The sequence below is a fragment of the Pseudomonas sp. AC252 genome (genome assembly GCF_979258105.1).
Genome location: NZ_OZ409837.1, coordinates 2,199,735 through 2,218,751, shown reverse-complemented (window position 1 = coordinate 2,218,751; position 19,017 = coordinate 2,199,735). Strand labels below are relative to the sequence as shown.

The window sequence follows — 19,017 nt, the reverse complement described above, 5'->3', positions numbered from 1 at the left end:
ACCGGCCTATTCGCGAGCAAGCTCGCTCCCACATTGGAATGCGTTTCAAATGTGGGAGCGAGCTTGCTCGCGAAGGCGCTGGGACATTCAATACATTTCTTCCTGCCTGCAAGTTTTGAACGTCCACAAAAAAAGGCCGTTTTTGCATAAAAACGGCCTGTCCGAAGTAGCTAAAGACCGGCGAAAATCGGTTAAGTTCCGGTGAAAAAACAGTAACTTGCAATCTTGTATACAAGTCGTGTTATTCGTCGGATTTCGATTGTCACGCCCATTGCAGAGCCTCAGGATCGGCGCCGTCATCCCTTTGAGGCTCATCCTCTATGAAGTTCTCCTCGATTCTCTTGTTGTCCCTTGGCCTGGTCAGTGGCTTCGCTTCTGCCGGAGGCACCACCGAAGCAGGTGTGGGCGGCGCATTGGGCGGGGTTCTTGGCTCGGTCGTCGGTCAATCGCTAGGCGGCAATACAGGTTCCACCATCGGCGCAGCCCTGGGCGGCGCGGGTGGTAGCGCAGTCGGCGCAGACAAACGCAGCCGCGGCGAAGCGGCCATCGGTGGTGCACTGGGTGCAGCCGGCGGTAACGTGGTTGGTCGCAGCCTCGGCGGCACCACCGGCAGCCTGATTGGCTCCGCCGCAGGTGGCGGCGCGGGCGGCGCGCTGGGTAACTACATGGGCAACAAGAGCGACGACGATGATCGTCGTTACGACCGTCGCCATGATGACCGTCGCTACTACCGCGACCGTGGTCATCCAGGTCGCGGCCATGCCTACGGCCACCGCAAGCATCACAAGTACTATCGCCACCACTAAGGCGAAGGCTTGAACGAAAATCGCAGCCCTTGTGGCTGCGATTTTTTTGCGCCTTTAGATGACCAACTGCTCCAGAGCTCCGCGCAAACCGGCAGGAATCGGCACCGGCTGATTGCTCGCCCGATCGACAAACACATGCACGAATCGCCCCGCCGCACACGCCTCGCTTTCGCCGACCTTGAACACAGCCAGTTCGTATTGCACTGAACTGTTGCCCAGCTTGCCGACCCGCAGCCCGATCTCGATCAGATCCGGAAAAGCGATCGAGGCAAAATAATCGCAGGCCGAACTGACCACGAAACCCACCACCTCGCCGTCATGGATATCCAGGCCACCGACCTGGATCAGATAAGTGTTCACCGCTGTGTCGAAGAAGCTGTAGTAGGTGACGTTGTTGACGTGACCGTAGGCGTCGTTGTCGTGCCAGCGTGTGGTGATGGGCTGGAAGTGGGGGTAGTCGCAGCGTTGCGGTGTCGGGTTGGGCATTGATCAGGGATTCCTTCGGATTTTTCGGCGAGTCTAATTCAAACCGTGGCAGGCCCTTCGCGAGCAGGCTCGCTCCCACATTGGATCGCGCTCTTCTGTGGGAGCGAGCCTGCTCGCGAAAGTCAGCACAGCCGACCGGTGTCAACGCTCAGCAAACCCCTTCCCCTGCGCCGCCAGTTCGCCAATCAAGCGCGCCGGCTTCCACTGATCGCCCTGTCGCGTCTCCAGCGCCAGCAAGCGCTGATGAATGTCCGCCAGCCCTTGCTGATCCGCCCAGGCCATCGGCCCGCCCTTCTCCGCTGGAAAGCCATAGCCATTCAAGTACACCAGGTCGATGTCATGGGCTGAGCCGGCTATGCCTTCCTGCAGGATCTTCGCGCCTTCGTTAACCAGCGCCAGCACACAGCGCTCAAGGATTTCTTCAGGGCCGATGTCGCGACGCTGGAAACCCAGCTCCTCGCTGACCCGCAGCACCAGCGCATCCACTTCAGGATCATGCTCGGCCTGGCGGCTGCCCGGCTCATAGTGGTAGTAACCGTTACCGGACTTCTGCCCGAACCGGCCCAGTTCGCACAAGCGGTTATCCACCTGAACTTCCGGCGCATCCTGCCCTTTGCCAGCCAGTTCGCGGGCACGCCACTCCAGATCAATGCCAACCACGTCGTACATGCGAAACGGTCCCATGGCGAAACCGAAGCCCTGTAGCGCGGCATCCACCTGCTGTGGATACGCGCCTTCGAGGAGCATTTTGCGCGCTTCCAGTACATACGGATGCAGCATGCGGTTGCCGATAAAACCGTGACAGTTGCCCGACACCACGCTGACCTTGCCCATGCGCTTGCCGAGCGCCAGCGCTGCCTCCAGCGCCGCCGGCGATGTTTGCGCACCGCGCACGATTTCCAGCAGTTTCATGATATGGGCCGGGCTGAAGAAGTGCAGACCCAGCACCTGTTCCGGGCGCCGGGTTGCGGCGGCAATCGCGTCGATATCCAGCGCCGAGGTGTTGCTCGCCAGCAGAGCCTCGGGCTTGAGCAGTCCGTCGAGTTCGCGAAAGATCTTCTGTTTCAGCTCGAGGTTTTCGTACACCGCTTCGATCACCAGGTCGACATTGCGAATCGCCGCGTAATCCGCCGCCGCAGAGACGCGAACAATGCGCGCGTCCGCCTCGCCCTGATCGATGCGGCCCTGACGCACGTTGTGTGCATAGGTTTCGGCGACCGCTGTCAGCGCTTGCTCGAGCATCTGTGGATTGTTATCTACCCACTGCACGTTCACGCCAGCATTGGCCAGGCACATGACAATGCCACGGCCCATGGTGCCCGCGCCGATCACGGCAGCCTGCTGAATATCGAAGAGTGTCTGGCTCATGTTGTTCTCTTGTTGGCGATCCGAAGACAGATTCCAACCTTAGTCAGGCAACGGCGCTTTTTGAAGTTTATTAGCGTGATGATCGACATTCAGCGGATGAATGCAGCGCCCACAGACTCTCTGCTAATCGAGCAAGTGACTGTCCGCCCAATCGCGGACCTCTGCGTAGGGATACTCTTCCAACGTAGCAAAACCCGGTATCGCCCGCGCCTTGAGTTTGGTGAACAACGGCACGCTGATTCCGCACAGGAATCGCGTCAGGCGTTCGGCCGAGGGAACACCGCCTGTGTGCTGCTCATGCCTGTGGATAAATTCACCACACAGTTCTGCGAAGTTTTTATCCACAAGCGGCGGCAATGGCGGCTCGGGCAACCGCGCGATCTGGCCGTAACATACCGAACAATGGCAGCAATGCTCAGGGGCATTGTGATCACCGAAATACTCGGCCAAGCGATAACCCAGGCAGCGTTCGGTGGCGAACAGGTCAAGCATGGCGTGAATCCGCGCCACTTCGGTCTGCTCGTGGCGAGTGAAGTACTCGTGCAGCTCAGCGCTCAGGGCATCGCTGTGAAAATCGCTGTGCAGCAGGCTGTAAACCTCGGTCATCTGCTTGCTTTCAAGCTCGACCCAGCCCTTTTCCTGGAAATAATCCAGCGCCGTCACCACCCGATTGCGCTCGGCCGAATACTGCGAGTACATCGCCTCGAAATTCACCGTGGCCCAAGTGCGTGCGCGAGTTGACGTCTGGATGATCGCCGCAACGAAATCCCTGCGCTCGCCTTCGAAGCGCTGGAGCAGTGCTTCAGGCTCAAGCAGGTATTTGAAGCGGTACTCGGCGTAATAGGCGTAACGCGGTGCGATCAGACCTCGCAGTTCCAGCTGCACCAGCAAAGTCTTCAACGGCAACGAACGAATATTGCTCTGATCGGCCAGTGGCCCAAGCAGAAACTCCCACTGTCCTTCCGGTACCGAGGCTTTGAGCTCGTCGAGTACATAACGAATCCCGTCGCGTTCGGGCGTGTCGCCATAAACAAAATTTTCCAGCACGTTGAGGCTGTCGCGATTGGCCAGTACCAGGCAATCCGAAGGCTGCCCGTCACGCCCGGCGCGGCCGATCTCCTGACTATAGTTTTCGATGGATTTGGGCAGATCGAAATGCACCACGTTACGGATGTCGCTCTTGTCGATGCCCATGCCGAAAGCGATGGTGGCGACAATGCAGTTGGACTGCCCGGCCATGAAGCGGCGTTGAATGCCTTCACGCTGATCATGCGGCAAACCTGCGTGGTAAGCCTCGGCCTGGATTCCATTGCGTTGAAGGTGCTCGGCGATGTGCTCGGCGGTCTTCTGCAACGTCACGTAGACAATGCTCGGTTGCCCTGGGCGTTCGGTCATCCATTCGACCAGACGCCGGCGCTTGTCCTGACCGCGTACAGGCTCGACCAACAGGTTGAGGTTGGGCCGATAGAAACCGGTGGTGACCACATCGTCCGGAGCAATGGTGAATTTGGCCTGCATGTCGGCGATGACTTTCGGCGTGGCTGTGGCGGTTAGCAGCAGTGCCTGCGGGATGTTGAACTGACGCTGGTAGTCGGGCAGTTTCAGGTAATCCGGCCGAAAGTTGTGGCCCCATTCAGAAATGCAGTGCGCCTCGTCGACCACCAGTAACGAGATCGGCACCTGCTGCAGGAAATTGCGGAAGCGCTCATTTTTCAGGCGCTCGACGGAAATCATCAAAATCTTCAATTCACCCGAACGCGCACGGGCCATGACATCGCTGGCATCCTCGCGGCTCTGCGCCGAATCGATGCTTCCGGCCGAAATGCCGTGGCGCTTGAGAAACGCCAGTTGATCCTGCATCAACGCCAGCAACGGCGAAACCACCAAAGTCAGGTGTGGCAGTAAAAGTGCCGGCAGTTGGTAGCAAAGGGACTTGCCGGAGCCGGTGGGAAAGATCGCCGCCGCCGAACGCCCCGCCAGCACCGCGCTGACAGCGGCTTCCTGACCGGGTCGAAACTGGGGATAACCAAAAACCTGTTTCAGGGTGTCGTGCATTTGCTGTCACTCCTTTGACTGCTGCCATGTCCAAAGACTAGCGGGCGATTGCAGCGAGTCGAGAAAAGGTTGGAGGTAAAATCGATACCGAATAATACAGGGTATCAAGCGCAGACGAGGGTTCATCAGGTAGATGAAGTCTCCAGACAACTAAAAATTGTGGCAATAAAAATTTCATTACAGACCAAACAACAATGGATTTATTCAAACTACAAGAATCGAAACAACGAAAAACTTTATCAATCCAATCAACCCCAACTAGATTGCTTGCTCTTCCAAATAGAACGAGAGCAACAAAATGACAACTTTGACGATATTTTTCTGCGGCACCGGCTCCAACAAGTTTGATGACAAACATAAAAGCTTCTGGGATGGCGAAATCGTTTCTACGCTTGCTGCGCACCACAGCGGACGGGAATTTGCCGAGTGGATCGTCGTCGACGGCCCGGGCAGCGGCAATCTGCAAGCCGATGACCTGTTCACCAAGACCTCTGAATACGGCTTGTCCGGTACTCTGTTCGGTAAAGGCTGGGACGAAAACGTGCAACACGCCGTGAACATTATCAAAGGCAAATGCGACTGGCAGCGAAAACAACTGACTGAGACAGAATATAACCGCCTGAAAGCCGCAGGCATTCCGATTGACGATGTGAAAGTTGAAGGCTCCTGGTTCTGGCGCCAGTATAACTATGGCGATCGTAGTATTACCCAACAGAAATTACAGGAACAAATCATCAAGACTTTCCGCAAGGACGGCGTTATTCCGACACGAGTCAATCTGGTCGGCTGGAGCCGTGGCGGTATCAGTTGCCATATGCTCGCCAACGCAATGTTCAAGGACGCTGCACTCAAACATATTCCCGTGAATATCTTTGCGGTTGACCCGGTTCCGGGAATCGGCAACTTCCAGGAAAACCGCGTGAAACTCGAATCCAACGTCAAGGAATACATCGCCTTCTATGCCCGCGATGAGCGTTCGAAGGGCTTCAGCTGCGTGATTCCGCAAACCGCAACCGGCACAAAAACCTCGATCTATCCAATGGCCGGTCGCCACGCCACCCTCGCCGGCAACGCCACGGCACTCGGCGGCGAGCCGAGCAGCAGCAGCGATCTCAACGCGCTGATCGAACCCGGCCGTATCGTTCGCCATCTTGCCGAGACCTGCCTCAAGCGCTGGGGCGTGCCATTGAGCAAGACCCTTAACCTGAGCGATGCCGACCTGCTTCGTTTCACCGGCGCCATCGTCAGCGACGAAGCCCGCTACAAGAAGATGCACAGCCAGTCCTACACCTATTTCACCGAACTGGATAAAGGCGAGCGCTATGTCTCGCTGGGCAGCAAAGGCGTGCCGTTCTCGGCAGTCAAAGGCACGATTTACCGCCCGGCAACCGGACTGACCACGAGCCTGCTGGATATTTCCGGTTACCAGCATCTGCGTTGAAAGGGGTTGAAGCGACAGTAGTGACTGTCTGACACATTGTTCGTCCCGTTCCTACTTCACGCGATGCCTTGTCGGCTATCGCGAGCGGGTGGTGCGAACCTATAGTCGTGGTGTCGCTGCTTTGGTCAGCGACACCCACATCACCCACACCCTGTATCCGCTGACAGGTCGACTGCGACCTGCTGCAAGTCGCACAGACACAAATGCTCAACTGGAAAGCGCCGGCCTAAGCCGAGCAGCCTTATCACCGCCGATCTCTGTCGGCGATCAAGCACCAATCATCCTCATCAACACTTCAGCATTGCCTGAAAGTAAGTCACTGGCGTACATTGACCATGATTTTTATTGAGACTTCAGTCTTTACCCGCCGAGTAAGAGAGTTACTGGACGACGATGCCTACGCCACCTTTCAAACGCAATTGGTCGCAAACCCGTCTATTGGCGATGTAATCGAAGGAACCGGCGGGGTGCGCAAAGCACGAGTCGCCTCCAAAGGACATGGCAAACGGGGTGGCGCAAGGGTTATCTACTACCACTTCGTTTCAGCATCACAGATCGCGTTGTTGATGATTTATCCAAAAAACGAGCAGCAGGATCTTACCCCTGACGAACGGAAAGCACTGAAGGCCATGATTGGAAACTGGAGGTAACCATGAGCAAATTTTTTGATGAGCTGATGGAAAGCGTGCAGGAAATGGATGAGATTCTTCGGGGTGAAAAAAAGCCGTCCCGCGAATTCTATGTGGATGCATTACAGGTTAAACAGATTCGCAAAGCTACAGGAATGACGCAGGCAAAGTTCGCAGCCTTGATCGATGTTCAGTTGGGAACGTTACGTAATTGGGAGCAAGGTCGTCGTCAGCCGACGGGGCCGGCCAAAGCACTACTCAAGGCCATTCATAACGATCCTGTCCATGTACTGAGTGCACTGGCTGATTGACAGATAGCCAGGGCAAGCCAAGTCTTTGAGTCCAACCAAGCTGCATTTCAGATCGGAAATAAAAAACCGCCCCAAAGGGCGGTTTTTTATTCAGTGCAAACCATTACTTACAACTTCGGCCCAGCCGCCTTGATCGCGTCGCTCACTTCGAACTTCTTGAAGTTCTCGATGAACAGACCGGCCAGTGCTTTCGCTGCCTCGTCGTATGCTGCCTTGTCAGCCCAGGTGTTGCGTGGGTTGAGCAGGTTGGTGTCGACGCCCGGAACGGCCAGTGGCACGTCGAGGTTGATGGTGTCGAGGTGTTCGGTGGCAGCACCGATCAGTGCGCCGCTCTGGATCGCTGCGATCACTGCGCGGGTGGTCGGGATGTTGAAGCGTTGGCCGACACCGTAGCCGCCGCCGGTCCAGCCGGTATTGACCAAGTAGACCTTGGAGCCGAAACCGCGAATGCGCTTGATCAGCAGTTCGGCGTATTCGCCAGCCGGACGCGGGAAGAACGGTGCGCCGAAGCAGGTGGAGAAGGTCGACTTGATGCCGCTGCCTGAACCCATTTCAGTCGAGCCCACCAGTGCGGTGTAGCCGGACAGGAAGTGGTAGGCCGCTTGCTCTTCGTTGAGGATCGACACTGGCGGCAGCACGCCGGTCAGGTCGCAGGTCAGGAAAATCACCGCGTTTGGCTCGCCACCGAGGTTCTTCTCGGAACGTTTGGCAACGTGCTCCAGCGGGTAGGCGGCGCGACTGTTCTGGGTCAGGCTGACATCGGCGTAGTCGGCGTGCTTGGCGTCGTCGATAACGACGTTTTCCAGCACCGCGCCGTGCTTGATGGCTTTCCAGATGACCGGCTCGTTCTTCTCGGAGAGGTCGATGCACTTGGCATAGCAACCGCCTTCGATGTTGAACACCACGCCTTCGCCCCAGCCGTGTTCGTCGTCACCGATCAGGTAACGGCTTTCGTCCGCCGACAGGGTGGTTTTACCGGTGCCCGACAGACCGAAGAACAGGGTCACGTCGCCGTCTTCGCCGATGTTGGCAGCGCAGTGCATTGGCAGCACGTCAGCGGCCGGCAGCAGGAAGTTCTGCACCGAGAACATGGCTTTCTTCATCTCACCGGCGTAACGCATGCCAGCGATCAGCACTTTCTTCTGCGCGAAGTTGATGATCACGCAACCATCGGAGTTGGTGCCGTCACGCTCAGGCACGCACTCGAAGTTGGCGACGTTGAGCACTTGCCATTCTTCACGGCCAGCCGGGTTGTACTGTGCCGGATTGATGAACAGGCAACGACCGAACAGGTTCTGCCAGGCAGTCTGGGTGGTCATTTTCACGGCCAGGTAGTGATCTTCCGCCGCGCCTACATGCACGTGGGAAACGAAGTGCTCTTGCGCGTTGTTGAAAGCCTCGACGCGAGCCCACAGGGCATCGAACTTGTCGGCCGGGAACTTGCGGTTGATCGGGCCCCAGGCGATAGCAGCCTGGGTGGAAGGCTCTTCAACGATGAAACGGTCGACTGGCGAACGGCCGGTGCGGTGACCGGTGCGAACAACCAGAGCGCCGGTATCGGCAAGCTCGCCTTCACCGCGATTCAGGGCTTCTTTTACCAGATCATCAACACTCAGATCGGTGTACACGGCGTTATTGGCTTGCGTCATGAGGTTCCCCGTCGGCCAGTGGCCGAGTGTGCTCCAAACGTTTTGTAGTAGAAAGTCGTGCACTACTACCGCGAAAAAAGTGGGCCGGATTATGCCAGAAAAGCCCAAAAAGAGTAGGGTCCTCCCGTCGTAACGGCGATATTCCGTCATTGCGCAGTGAATTTACCTGCGCTGAACCGTTTTAGTGACGGGTATCTGACGGCGTATCGACGCCCGCGCCAGCGAACAATTGAGCGATATCAGCCGCGTCGAACAGGTACTGCTGATTGCAGAACTGGCAATCGATCTCGACTTGGCCACCCTGCTCGGCGGCCAGCGCCAGCGCATCCTCCAGCCCAAGACTGACCAGCGCATTGCCGGAGCGTTCCCGCGAGCAGCTGCAGCTGAAGCGCAGATGCTGCACATCGAACAGACGTACCTGCTCCTCGTGATACAGCCGATGCAGCACGGTTTCGTTGTCGAGGCTGAGCAGTTCATCGGCGCTCAGAGTGCTGGCCAACGCGGTGAGATGCTGCCAGCTAGCAGCGCGGTCCTCTTCGTCTTTCAAGCGATCGGCAGGGAGTTGTTGCAGCAGCATGCCGCGTGCACGACGACCGTCGGCGAACAGCTTGAAGCGTGTGCCGACCTGCTGCGACATGACGAAATAGTTGGTGAAGCAATCGGACAGGGTTTCGCCGTCGAGATCGACAATGCCCTGATAGCGCTGGCCCACAGTCGGATCGACAGTCAGGGCCAGAACGCCGTTCGGCATCAGGTCGCTGAGGGTAGCGTCGGCCGCGATCTGCTCGGCGTCATAGCGCGCCAGGCCACGGATCTCTCGCTCGCTGGAGCATTCGATCATCAGTAGCGGAATCGGCCCTTCCGAGCGCGCCTGCAAAATCAACAGGCCATCGAACTTGAGCGTGCCGACCAGCAACGAAGCGGCCGCCATCAGTTCGCCGAGCAACTGCGCGACCGGCTCCGGGTACGGGTGTTTGGCGAGGACTTCGGCGTAGCTGCGCTCCAGCGCTACCAGTTCGCCGCGAGTGTCGCTGTCATCGAAGATGAAGCGTTGAGTGAAATCGGTATCCGCTAGGTCGGTCATAGGTCTGGGTATCTGAATGTGATGACAAAATGATTACAAAACGTGAAAATTTGCGCTTGCTGGCACTTTTTTTGGTGCCGGCGCTTTTTCGCCATGGGAGGCATTTTATGAACAATCCGGGTTTGTTCCAATCAAGGTGGAACCTCGGCCGGCTGGTTCTGTGTAACGTAGTGCCGTTGGCGCTACTGGCTTTCTGGTTATGGCCTACCGGCCAGATGCTGTGTGTGATTTTCGACGAGTGGCTGTTCCGCTCACTGAATGCACCGCTGGCCAGCAACCCGATATGGCTCCACATCTGGGCAATTGCAAGTCTGCGCCCGTTCGACATCGTCGTCGGACTGATTCTGCTGACGCTGCTGATCAAGGGCGACTGGGTCTTCAGGGCGATCGACGTGCGCCGCGCATTCTTCGGTTTTTTCTCCATCCTGCTGTTGATGGTGGTGATTCGCGCGCTGTTTTCCAAATTCGCCGACCATATGGGCTGGCAGCACAGCAGCCCGTCGATGGTGCTTGAGGGCGCCGTACACATCAGTGATTACTTTCCGCACCTGGAAAAAACCTGGGAGCTGAAGGATCGCTCGGGCCAGAGCTTCCCGGGTGATCACGCTTCGGTGCTGTTGATCTGGGCACTGTTCATGGGCGTGTTCAGCCGCACGGTCGGGCAATTTCTGACGGTCTGGGGTCTGGCAGTGTTGTTTATGCTGCCGCGTCTGGTGGCCGGCGCGCATTGGGGCCAGGACGATTACATCGGTGGCGTACTGCTGGCGGTATGGGCGTTGGGCTGGGGCTACTACACGCCGTTTGCCTTTCACGCCGCGAACTTCTGGTTGAAGCTGACCGCCCCGGTTTTCGCATTGCTGGCCAAGTTGCCGCTGGTGTCGCGGATGAGTGTGGTGCGTAGCGCCTGATTCCGCGTCGTAGTCGATTCGCAAGCATGCTCGCTGCCACAGACGACTCGATCAAATGTGGGAGCGAGCCCGCTCGCGAAGAGGCCGGCATAACGTTTCAATCTTCGTTGCTGCTACCGCGAAACTTGAACAGATCTCGCCGCTGCTTCTTGCTCGGCTTGCCATCGGTGCTCACGCCCAACGACCCTGCCTTGCGCATCGCCGCAGCTGCTTCGCGCTTGGCGATACTCGCTTCGGTCTCGGCATACAGGGTCTGCGCCTCGGGTGCGCCCCGACGCACGATCGACAACGCCTCGACCCTCACCGTGCGCACTTCGAAGCCGGTGCGAATCTCGAACTCGTCACCGATGCGTGGTTCCTTGCCCGGTTTGCAGCGCTCGCCACGGCAATGCACCTTGCCACTTTCAATGGCTGCTTTGGCCAGCGCACGGGTCTTGTAGAAACGCGCCGCCCACAGCCATTTATCGAGACGGACCTTGTCGTCCTCTTCCTGCTTCTGTCCCATATGAATTCCTCGCTCAGCCAGTAGTCGGAACTGTACTACCGTTTCTGTCGGGCGCAAGAACTCGGCCCACCAGATAGACTGTGATCTTCGCCGCCTGACCGGCCTGGAGTGATCGAGTGACAAAATTTCCGACTTCATTGACCTCGCCAAAGGGCGGTTGCCAGGGCTGCCAGCAGAGCGAGCCGCTGGACTTCGATTTTGCCTTCGCCTACCAGCCGATCGTCGATCTGCGCGACCAATCGGTATTCGCCCATGAAGCGCTGGTGCGCGGTGTGGCCGGTGAGGGCGCGCTGTCCGTGTTAAATCAGGTTACAGAAGACAACCGCTACCGCTTCGACCAGCTCTGCCGGACTCGCGCCATCGAAGGCGCGGCCAGTCTTAATATGCAGACACACTTGTCGATCAACTTTTTGCCCAACGCCGTCTACCGTCCAGAGTTATGCATTCGCAGCACACTGGAGGCCGCACGAAAACACAACTTTCCGATCGACCGGCTGATTTTCGAAACCCTGGAAATCGAGCACGTAGATAATTATCGCCATTTGACCAATATTCTGCGTGAATACCGCGAATTCGGCTTCAAGACCGCCATCGACGATTTCGGTGCCGGTTATTCGGGGCTCAATCTGCTGGCTGATTTCCAACCGGACCTGATCAAACTCGACATGGCGCTGATCCGCGATATCGATCAAGACCGTGTCCGTCAGGTAATCGTGCGGGGGATTGTCACAATGTGTGCGGAGTTGAACGTTACAGTCATTGCCGAGGGCATCGAGAGCGCCGGGGAACGGGACTTCCTCGCGGACTGTGGAATATTTCTGATGCAGGGCTACTGGTTCGCCAAACCTGCTTTCAAAGCGTTGCCCCAGGTGCCAGACGAAGCCTGGAAGCGTTAACCCTTGGTTTTTTCTTTGAAGACATTTGATCATTTGACCGTTGTCGGTCTGCGCGAGTGGGTAGCGCTCCCAGGCCTGGGAGTCGCCGGTTTGCGCGCAAAAATCGACACCGGCGCCAGCACCTCCAGTTTGCACGCCACCGATATCGAACCGTTCGAACGTGACGGCGAGAAATGGGTGCGTTTCACCGCGCACCTCGGCACGGTGGTGCAGCTGCGTCACCGGCGCTGCGAAGCGCCGCTGGTCACGCGCAAAACCATCAAGAGCTCCAACGGCCATGCGCAGGTGCGCTACGTGATCAGTACCACGCTGGCTTTGGGCGATCGGGTCTGGCCAGTGGAATTCACTTTGGCCTGCCGCAAGTCCATGCGTTATCGCCTGTTGCTCGGTTCCAAAGCCCTGATCGATGGCCAACTGGTGGTCAATCCGGGCATCAAGTATGTACAAGACAAGCCGGTGTTCCCGGTATCTACCTCCTCCACAGGTGTTGCATGAAGATCGCTGTGCTGTCGCGTAATCCGCGTCTGTATTCCACCCGCCGTCTGGTCGAAGCCGGAATCGAGCGCGGGCATGAAATGGTAGTGATCGACACCTTGCGCGCCTACATGAACATCGCCAGCCACAAGCCGCAGATCCACTACCGCGGCAAACCGCTGGAAGGTTTCGACGCGGTGATCCCGCGGATCGGCGCGTCGGTGACGTTCTACGGCTGCGCGGTGTTGCGTCAGTTCGAAATGATGGGCGTGTTCCCGCTCAACGAGTCGGTGGCCATTGCCCGCTCGCGGGACAAATTGCGTTCGCTGCAGCTGCTGTCGCGGCGCGGAATCGGTTTGCCGGTCACCGGTTTTGCCCACTCGCCGGACGACATTCCCGATCTGATCGCCATGGTCAACGGCGCACCGCTGGTGATCAAGGTACTCGAAGGCACTCAGGGCATCGGCGTGGTGCTGTGCGAAACCGCGACGGCGGCAGAGTCGGTGATCGAAGCATTCATGGGCCTGAAGCAGAACATCATGGTTCAGGAATACATCAAGGAAGCCGGCGGCGCGGATATCCGCTGCTTCGTGGTCGGGGACAAAGTGATCGCGGCAATGAAGCGTCAGGCCAAGCCGGGCGAGTTTCGTTCCAACCTGCACCGTGGCGGCAGTGCCAGCCTGATCAAGATCACCCCGGAAGAACGCATGACCGCGTTGCGCGCGGCCAAGGTAATGGGCCTGGCAGTGGCGGGTGTGGATATCCTGCGTTCCAATCACGGGCCGCTGGTGATGGAAGTGAATTCGTCGCCGGGACTGGAAGGCATCGAGACCACCACCGGCAAGAATGTCGCCGGGATCATCATCGAGCATCTGGAAAAGAATGGCGGGCCGAATATGACCCGCACCAAGGGCAAGGGGTAGAGAAGCAGCTGCTAGCGGCAAGCTTCAAGCGGCAAGTGAAATCGCTCTTGCTTGTAGCTTGTAGCTGCTTCTAAACCGCATCTCGGGGCAACATCAATCCCAGCGGCAATCTCACCCGCGCCTCCAGTCCACCCCCGGACCGGTTGCGCAATTCGACATTGCCGCCATGCATCGCCGCAATCCTTTTCACGATCGCCAGTCCCAGCCCGGTACCTTTGCCACCGCGGGCCCGATCACCTCGGGTAAACGGGTTGAAGATCGCCTCAAGTTCGGACGGATCGATACCGGCGCCACGGTCCATCACACTCAGGACCACATACGGCGCGCTGGTATCTCCTGACACATAAGCCGCGACCTCAACACCCGTGCCGGCATGGTTCAAGGCGTTGCCGATCAGGTTGTTGAGCAGGCGTTTCATCGATACTCGACGTAGCGGAAACGGCTGGATCGGTTCCAGGCGCAAACGTACCTTCTCTTCATTCTGGTTGTATGGCGCGGCAACTTCGCGCACCAGATCGCTGAGGTCGACTTCTTCTACAGACTCATCGCGACCGTCGCGGATGAACGCGAGGAACTGGTCGAGAATCGCATCCATGTCTTCGATGTCGCGAACCATGTCGTCGGTGAGGTCGGTGTGATCGCCCATCAGTTCCAGCGACAGGCGCAAGCGCGTCAGCGGTGTGCGCAAGTCGTGGGAGACGCCGGCGAGCATCAGCTCACGCTCGCGCCCGGCCTGTTCGACGTCCTCGGCCATCTGGTTGAAGGCGCGGTAAACCTCGGTCATTTCGCTGGGCGTGTCGCTGATCGGCAGGCGCACGCTGCGGCCTTGGCCGAGTTGTCGCGCGGCATACACCAGACGCTTCAGCGGCTGGTTGAGCTGGCTGACGAAAATCCATGCCGACGCCGTCGATAGCAGGCCGATGGCGAGGAACCAGCCGAGCACGTTCCAGATTTTCTGGCCGCGCAGCGGATGTGGATACAGCGGTACTTTCAGCCAGCCATCGCCCAGGCTCGGCGCCCTCACCCACAATGCCGGCGGCGAGTGCATGCGCAAACGCACCTCGGTGTCGGCACCCAGTTCCGCCTGCATCTGACGTTGGTAGATTTCGCTGTACGGCCAGTGCTGCTCGCCTTCCGGCACACCGGCGCCAACCACGCGGATCAGGGTCGCGGCATCGGCGATTTTTGCGCGGTTTTCTTCGTCGGCGGCCCAATAGGCGCGCAGCGTCAGAGCGACGCCATGGCTGTATTGGCGATCCACCAGCACGTCCTCGTTCATCAACAGATAAACCAGGGTCAGCGCCTTGGAAAACAGCACGACGATCAGCACCAGCCAGAGGGTGCGGGAGAAAAACTTTGGGGGAACCAGACGGGGGTTTTCATCTTTAACCGCTACACACTTGCAGGAGCGAGCAATGCTCGCATATTGCGGATTGCGAGTCTGTGGCAATGGCCGTGCGACCAGAGCCTTGCAGACCCGCTCCTACAAATCACCGATCACTTGGTGGCGGTGCCATCCGGTACGAACACGTAACCCACGCCCCAGACGGTCTGGATGTAACGCGGTTTCGACGGATCGGGTTCGATCATCCGGCGCAGACGCGAGATCTGCACGTCGATGGAACGCTCCAGCGCATCCCATTCACGGCCACGGGCGAGGTTCATCAGCTTGTCACGGGTCAGCGGCTGACGCGCGTTCATCACCAGCGCCTTGAGTACCGCGAACTCACCGGTGGTGAGCATGTGCACTTCATCGCCACGCTTGAGTTCGCGGGTGGCCAGCGACAACACGTAATCACCGAAGGTGACGTTTTCGTCTTCGCTGCCCGGTGCGCCCGGTACCGGTGCGGCCTGACGGCGCAACACCGCTTTGACCCGCGCCATCAGCTCGTCCGGGTTGAACGGCTTGGCCAGGTAATCGTCGGCGCCCAGTTCAAGGCCCTTGATGCGGCTCAGCTCATCGCCCTTGGCGGTGAGCATGATGATCGGAATCTGGTTGTTCGCGCCGCGCAGGCGGCGGCACGCGGTCAGGCCGTCTTCGCCCGGCAGCATCAGGTCGAGGACGACCAGATTGAACACTTCACGCGCCAGCAGACGGTCCATCTGCTCGGTGTTCGGAACGGTACGGGCACGGTAGCCCTTGCTGACGAAGAAACGCTCCAGCAGGCTGCTCAGCCCCGGATCGTCATCAACGATTAGAATTTTTTCGCCTTCAGCCGTTTGTGCAGTGCTGCTCATTGGATGCTCCTTTTAGCTCGGCGCGCATTATGGCGTAGCTGCCGTTATACGCACCGTGTGCATTGTTAGCAGATTTTTCCTTCACTGCCAGAAAACCGGGGTTTATGCCTACAGGCTGCAACGCCCCCGAATGACAGAACGCTGGTTATAATGCGCGGCGTTTTGCGCCAGGCAACGTCTGAATCGTTACCGTAAGTGGCCGGTATTTTTTCTGGCCCTGTGCAGCAACTGTTCGATTTTACGGGTCAATGGGCTGCCTCTTGATCCAGGCAGCGGCAATCTACTAGCCGCTCAATCAGCCTCCAGGCCTTTATCTGCGTGCCTGAGAGCCTGCTTTCAAACTATGTCAGGTGGTTTTATGGACAGCATCAACAGCCGCATTGCCGAGGAACTCGGCGTACGCCCACAACAGGTCGAAGCGGCCGTCGCGCTACTCGATGAAGGTTCTACCGTTCCCTTCATCGCCCGTTACCGGAAAGAAGTCACCGGCAGCCTCGATGACACCCAGTTGCGTCATCTGGAAGAGCGCCTGCGCTACCTGCGAGAACTCGACGAACGGCGCATCAGCATCCTCGCCAGCATCGAAGAGCAAGGCAAACTCACTCCTGCCCTCGAGCGCGACATCAAGCTCGCCGACACCAAAACCCGTCTCGAAGACTTGTACCTGCCGTACAAGCAGAAGCGCCGCACCAAGGGCCAGATCGCCCTCGAGGCCGGCCTCGGCGAACTGGCCGACGGCTTGTTCAACGACCCGAACCTGTCGCCGGAAACCGAAGCCGCGCGCTTCGTCGACGCCGAAAAAGGCGTGGCCGATGTCAAGGCTGCACTGGAAGGCGCCAAGTACATCCTGATGGAGCGCTTCGCCGAGGACGCCAGCCTGCTGGAAAAGCTGCGCAATTTCCTCAAGCAGGAAGCGATCCTCAGTGCCCGCGTCATCGCCGGCAAGGAAGAGGAAGGCGCCAAATTCCGCGATTATTTCGAGCACGACGAGCCGCTGAAAAGCATGCCGTCGCACCGCGCCCTCGCCATTTTCCGCGGCCGCAATGAAGGCATTCTCAGCTCCGCGCTGAAAGTCGGCGATGAGCTGCCCGGCACCATGCACCCGTGCGAAGGCATGATCGGCCAGCAGTTCGGCATCCAGAACCAGAACCGCCCGGCGGACAAGTGGCTGGGCGAAGTGGTGCGCTGGACCTGGAAGGTCAAGCTCTACACCCACCTGGAAACCGATCTGCTGGGCGAGTTGCGCGATGGCGCCGAAACCGAAGCGATCAACGTCTTCGCGCACAACCTGCACGACCTGCTGCTGGCCGCTCCGGCCGGCCCGCGCGCGACCCTGGGCCTCGACCCGGGCCTGCGTACCGGCTGCAAGGTGGCCGTGGTCGACTCGACCGGCAAACTTCTCGATCACGCCACGGTTTACCCGCACGTGCCGCACAACAAATGGGATCAGACCATCGCCATTCTCGCCGCGCTGTGCGCCAAGCACTCGGTGGATCTGATCGCCATCGGCAACGGTACTGCCAGCCGTGAGACCGACAAGCTGGCGATCGAACTGATCAAAAAATATCCAGCGATGAAAATGACCAAGGTCATGGTGTCCGAAGCCGGCGCCTCGGTGTACTCGGCCTCGGAACTGGCGGCCAAGGAATTCCCGGACCTCGACGTGTCGATCCGTGGCGCCGTGTCGATCGCCCGTCGCTTGCAGGATCCGCTGGCCGAGCTGGTGAAAATCGATCCGAAATCCATCGGTGTTGGCCAATACCAGCACGACGTCTCGCAACTGAAACTGGCGCGCGGTCTGGATGCTGTGGTCGAGGATTGCGTGAACGCCGTGGGCGTGGACGTGAATACCGCCTCCGTGGCTTTGCTGGCGCGGATCTCCGGGCTCAACGCAACGCTGGCGCAGAACATCGTTGCTCACCGTGACGAACATGGCGCATTCAAAACCCGTGCAGCACTGAAGAAAGTCGCGCGCCTGGGCGAAAAAACCTTCGAACAGGCCGCCGGTTTCTTGCGCGTGATGAACGGCGACAACCCGCTGGATTCCTCGGCGGTGCACCCGGAAGCCTATCCGCTGGTGCAGCGCATTGCTGCTGAAACCGACCGCGACATCCGCTCGCTGATCGGCGATGCCGCGTTTCTCAAGCGTCTGGATCCGAAGAAATTCACCGATGAAACCTTCGGTCTGCCCACCGTCACCGATATCCTGCAAGAACTGGAAAAACCCGGTCGCGATCCACGTCCGGAGTTCAAGACTGCCGAGTTCCAGGAAGGCGTCGAAGACCTCAAGGACCTGCAACTGGGGATGATCCTCGAAGGCGTGGTAACCAACGTTACGGCGTTCGGTGCGTTCGTTGACATCGGCGTGCATCAGGATGGTCTGGTGCACATCTCGGCGCTGTCGGAGAAGTTCATCAAGGACCCACGCGAAGCGGTCAAGGCCGGTGACGTGGTGAAAGTGAAGGTCATGGAAGTCGACATTCCGCGCAAACGCGTGGGCCTGTCGATGCGCATGAGCGACACGCCGGGCGAGAAGGTCGACGGCGCCCGTGGCTCGCGTCCGGGCTCGGCACCGCGCCAGTCTTCGGGCAACGCGCCACGCAAGGAAACTGCGACCGCCGCGCCGGTGAACAATGCGATGGCCTCGCTGTTCGCCAACGCCAAGCAGTTGAAGAAACGCTGATGGAAATGCCGGCCGGGCTCGTCGAGAGCGCGTTTTTCAAGCTGTTGGGCTGCCGCCTGCACAGCCTCGACACCGGGGTGGCGCAAGTCGCCCTGGTGCTTGAGCCCGAACTGCGCAACCGTGGCGGCAAATTGCACGGCGGCGCGCTGTTCAGCCTGGTCGACATTGCCATGGGCCTGGCTTGCTCCAGCAGCCATGGCTTCGATCAGCAGAGCGCGACCATCGAATGCAAGATCAACTACATCCGTGCCGTTTCCGACGGCGAGGTGCTGTGCACGGCGCGGGTGATTCATCCGGGCCGGCGCACGCTGGTGGTCGAAGCCGAGGTGATGCAGGGCGACAAACTGGTCGCAAAAGCGCAAGGCACCTTCGCTGTCCTGTAGATGTTGCTCATCATTTTGAGTTAATTTCGGCGCAACGAATCCTGCAGGAGCTGCCGCAGGCTGCGATCTTTTGATCTTGGTGTTAAAAAACAAAATCAAAAGATCGCAGCCTTCGGCAGCTCCTACGGGTTATGTGTGCGGCTGACAGGCTAGAAAACCAGGCGATAACGCCAGTTTC

Annotated in this window: 17 protein-coding genes and 1 pseudogene; 10 read left to right on the top strand and 8 right to left on the bottom strand. The window is 58.7% G+C overall.

Annotated features, from left to right (window positions below; genetic code table 11):
- Nucleotides 1-320: 320 nt before the first annotated feature.
- Entirely contained in the window at nucleotides 321-806 is a 486-nt protein-coding gene (locus ACZZZ4_RS10265) for a glycine zipper domain-containing protein (RefSeq protein ID WP_039756448.1), read from the top strand.
- Between the two features lie 54 nt (nucleotides 807-860).
- Here ACZZZ4_RS10265 and ACZZZ4_RS10260 read toward each other — a convergent pair whose 3' ends face one another.
- The 3 genes from ACZZZ4_RS10260 to ACZZZ4_RS10250 all read right to left on the bottom strand — a co-directional run bounded on the left by ACZZZ4_RS10260 (nucleotide 861) and on the right by ACZZZ4_RS10250 (nucleotide 4,715).
- On the bottom strand, nucleotides 861-1,292 hold the full coding sequence (locus ACZZZ4_RS10260; protein WP_039756446.1) for an acyl-CoA thioesterase: 432 nt from the start codon (nucleotides 1,290-1,292) through the stop codon (nucleotides 861-863).
- Between the two features lie 141 nt (nucleotides 1,293-1,433).
- Nucleotides 1,434-2,660 (bottom strand): 3-hydroxyacyl-CoA dehydrogenase, encoded by a 1,227-nt coding sequence (locus ACZZZ4_RS10255; RefSeq protein ID WP_415760857.1) that lies wholly within the window; start codon nucleotides 2,658-2,660, stop codon nucleotides 1,434-1,436.
- A gap of 123 nt (nucleotides 2,661-2,783) precedes the next feature.
- The gene (locus ACZZZ4_RS10250) at nucleotides 2,784-4,715 is read right to left on the bottom strand and encodes a RecQ family ATP-dependent DNA helicase (protein WP_463547752.1); all 1,932 of its coding nucleotides are present in this window, start codon (nucleotides 4,713-4,715) and stop codon (nucleotides 2,784-2,786) included.
- A 298-nt stretch (nucleotides 4,716-5,013) separates the two neighbouring features.
- Between ACZZZ4_RS10250 and ACZZZ4_RS10245 the strand changes: the two genes are divergently transcribed.
- The 3 genes from ACZZZ4_RS10245 (at nucleotide 5,014) to nadS (ending at nucleotide 7,096) form a co-directional block, all read left to right on the top strand.
- A complete protein-coding gene (locus ACZZZ4_RS10245; RefSeq protein ID WP_415760859.1) occupies nucleotides 5,014-6,156 on the top strand; it encodes a lipase family protein in 1,143 nt (380 codons plus the stop codon).
- Nucleotides 6,157-6,491: 335 nt separating this feature from the next.
- Entirely contained in the window at nucleotides 6,492-6,806 is a 315-nt protein-coding gene (locus ACZZZ4_RS10240) for a type II toxin-antitoxin system RelE/ParE family toxin (RefSeq protein WP_310404416.1), read from the top strand.
- A 2-nt stretch (nucleotides 6,807-6,808) separates the two neighbouring features.
- The gene (gene nadS / locus ACZZZ4_RS10235; RefSeq protein WP_016772178.1) at nucleotides 6,809-7,096 is read left to right on the top strand and encodes a NadS family protein; all 288 of its coding nucleotides are present in this window, start codon (nucleotides 6,809-6,811) and stop codon (nucleotides 7,094-7,096) included.
- Nucleotides 7,097-7,203: 107 nt separating this feature from the next.
- Here the strand turns inward: nadS and ACZZZ4_RS10230 are convergent, their stop codons facing one another.
- Together ACZZZ4_RS10230 and hslO are read right to left on the bottom strand one after the other, a co-directional pair.
- Nucleotides 7,204-8,745, bottom strand: coding sequence for a phosphoenolpyruvate carboxykinase (locus ACZZZ4_RS10230; RefSeq protein ID WP_016772179.1), 1,542 nt, complete (start codon nucleotides 8,743-8,745; stop codon nucleotides 7,204-7,206).
- Between the two features lie 181 nt (nucleotides 8,746-8,926).
- Nucleotides 8,927-9,829, bottom strand: coding sequence for an Hsp33 family molecular chaperone HslO (hslO, locus tag ACZZZ4_RS10225; protein ID WP_039756439.1), 903 nt, complete (start codon nucleotides 9,827-9,829; stop codon nucleotides 8,927-8,929).
- Nucleotides 9,830-9,936: 107 nt separating this feature from the next.
- On the opposite strand from hslO, the gene ACZZZ4_RS10220 reads away from it, so the two are divergent.
- Nucleotides 9,937-10,737, top strand: a complete 801-nt coding sequence (locus tag ACZZZ4_RS10220) for a phosphatase PAP2 family protein (RefSeq protein WP_039756437.1) — start codon at nucleotides 9,937-9,939, stop codon at nucleotides 10,735-10,737.
- A gap of 97 nt (nucleotides 10,738-10,834) precedes the next feature.
- On the opposite strand, the gene ACZZZ4_RS10215 is transcribed toward ACZZZ4_RS10220, so the two are convergent.
- Nucleotides 10,835-11,242, bottom strand: coding sequence for an RNA-binding S4 domain-containing protein (locus ACZZZ4_RS10215; RefSeq protein ID WP_039756436.1), 408 nt, complete (start codon nucleotides 11,240-11,242; stop codon nucleotides 10,835-10,837).
- A 116-nt stretch (nucleotides 11,243-11,358) separates the two neighbouring features.
- Between ACZZZ4_RS10215 and rimA the strand changes: the two genes are divergently transcribed.
- From rimA to rimK, 3 genes are read left to right on the top strand one after another with little or no spacing between them, the layout of a single operon-like run.
- Nucleotides 11,359-12,138 (top strand): S6 modification regulatory phosphodiesterase RimA, encoded by a 780-nt coding sequence (rimA, locus tag ACZZZ4_RS10210; protein WP_310404423.1) that lies wholly within the window; start codon nucleotides 11,359-11,361, stop codon nucleotides 12,136-12,138.
- 15 nt (nucleotides 12,139-12,153) lie between these two features.
- Nucleotides 12,154-12,633 carry a retropepsin-like aspartic endopeptidase RimB gene (rimB, locus tag ACZZZ4_RS10205; RefSeq protein WP_016772184.1) on the top strand — a complete coding sequence of 160 codons (480 nt, stop codon included), beginning with the start codon at nucleotides 12,154-12,156 and terminating at the stop codon, nucleotides 12,631-12,633.
- Nucleotides 12,630-13,535: a 30S ribosomal protein S6--L-glutamate ligase gene (gene rimK / locus ACZZZ4_RS10200; protein ID WP_024011184.1), complete on the top strand. Its 906-nt coding sequence runs from the start codon at nucleotides 12,630-12,632 to the stop codon at nucleotides 13,533-13,535. The genes rimB and rimK overlap by 4 nt, the downstream gene beginning before the upstream one ends.
- Before the next feature lie 70 nt (nucleotides 13,536-13,605).
- On the opposite strand, the pseudogene ACZZZ4_RS10195 reads toward rimK, so the two are convergent.
- Together ACZZZ4_RS10195 and ompR are read right to left on the bottom strand one after the other, a co-directional pair.
- Nucleotides 13,606-14,918, bottom strand: a pseudogene (locus ACZZZ4_RS10195) (ATP-binding protein).
- 114 nt (nucleotides 14,919-15,032) lie between these two features.
- Nucleotides 15,033-15,773, bottom strand: a complete 741-nt coding sequence (ompR, locus tag ACZZZ4_RS10190; protein ID WP_039756430.1) for an osmolarity response regulator transcription factor OmpR — start codon at nucleotides 15,771-15,773, stop codon at nucleotides 15,033-15,035.
- Between the two features lie 358 nt (nucleotides 15,774-16,131).
- Here ompR and ACZZZ4_RS10185 point away from each other — a divergent pair, with 358 nt between their 5' ends.
- Both ACZZZ4_RS10185 and ACZZZ4_RS10180 read left to right on the top strand, forming a co-directional pair.
- Entirely contained in the window at nucleotides 16,132-18,456 is a 2,325-nt protein-coding gene (locus tag ACZZZ4_RS10185; protein WP_039756429.1) for a Tex family protein, read from the top strand.
- A complete protein-coding gene (locus ACZZZ4_RS10180; protein WP_463547751.1) occupies nucleotides 18,456-18,839 on the top strand; it encodes a PaaI family thioesterase in 384 nt (127 codons plus the stop codon). Before ACZZZ4_RS10185 ends, ACZZZ4_RS10180 begins: the two co-directional genes overlap by 1 nt.
- Nucleotides 18,840-19,017: the final 178 nt, after the last annotated feature.

What these genes read in the sequence shown, in the direction of transcription:
- ACZZZ4_RS10185 (WP_039756429.1), top strand. Translation starts at nt 16,132, where the DNA reads ATGGACAGCATCAACAGCCGCATTGCCGAGGAACTCGGCGTACGCCCA.
- hslO (WP_039756439.1), bottom strand. Translation starts at nt 9,829, where the DNA reads ATGACCGACCTAGCGGATACCGATTTCACTCAACGCTTCATCTTCGAT.
- ACZZZ4_RS10250 (WP_463547752.1), bottom strand. Translation starts at nt 4,715, where the DNA reads ATGCACGACACCCTGAAACAGGTTTTTGGTTATCCCCAGTTTCGACCC.
- ACZZZ4_RS10230 (WP_016772179.1), bottom strand. Translation starts at nt 8,745, where the DNA reads ATGACGCAAGCCAATAACGCCGTGTACACCGATCTGAGTGTTGATGAT.
- ACZZZ4_RS10255 (WP_415760857.1), bottom strand. Translation starts at nt 2,660, where the DNA reads ATGAGCCAGACACTCTTCGATATTCAGCAGGCTGCCGTGATCGGCGCG.
- ACZZZ4_RS10260 (WP_039756446.1), bottom strand. Translation starts at nt 1,292, where the DNA reads ATGCCCAACCCGACACCGCAACGCTGCGACTACCCCCACTTCCAGCCC.
- ACZZZ4_RS10265 (WP_039756448.1), top strand. Translation starts at nt 321, where the DNA reads ATGAAGTTCTCCTCGATTCTCTTGTTGTCCCTTGGCCTGGTCAGTGGC.
- ACZZZ4_RS10240 (WP_310404416.1), top strand. Translation starts at nt 6,492, where the DNA reads ATGATTTTTATTGAGACTTCAGTCTTTACCCGCCGAGTAAGAGAGTTA.
- nadS (WP_016772178.1), top strand. Translation starts at nt 6,809, where the DNA reads ATGAGCAAATTTTTTGATGAGCTGATGGAAAGCGTGCAGGAAATGGAT.
- ACZZZ4_RS10245 (WP_415760859.1), top strand. Translation starts at nt 5,014, where the DNA reads ATGACAACTTTGACGATATTTTTCTGCGGCACCGGCTCCAACAAGTTT.
- rimK (WP_024011184.1), top strand. Translation starts at nt 12,630, where the DNA reads ATGAAGATCGCTGTGCTGTCGCGTAATCCGCGTCTGTATTCCACCCGC.
- ompR (WP_039756430.1), bottom strand. Translation starts at nt 15,773, where the DNA reads ATGAGCAGCACTGCACAAACGGCTGAAGGCGAAAAAATTCTAATCGTT.
- ACZZZ4_RS10220 (WP_039756437.1), top strand. Translation starts at nt 9,937, where the DNA reads ATGAACAATCCGGGTTTGTTCCAATCAAGGTGGAACCTCGGCCGGCTG.
- ACZZZ4_RS10215 (WP_039756436.1), bottom strand. Translation starts at nt 11,242, where the DNA reads ATGGGACAGAAGCAGGAAGAGGACGACAAGGTCCGTCTCGATAAATGG.
- ACZZZ4_RS10180 (WP_463547751.1), top strand. Translation starts at nt 18,456, where the DNA reads ATGGAAATGCCGGCCGGGCTCGTCGAGAGCGCGTTTTTCAAGCTGTTG.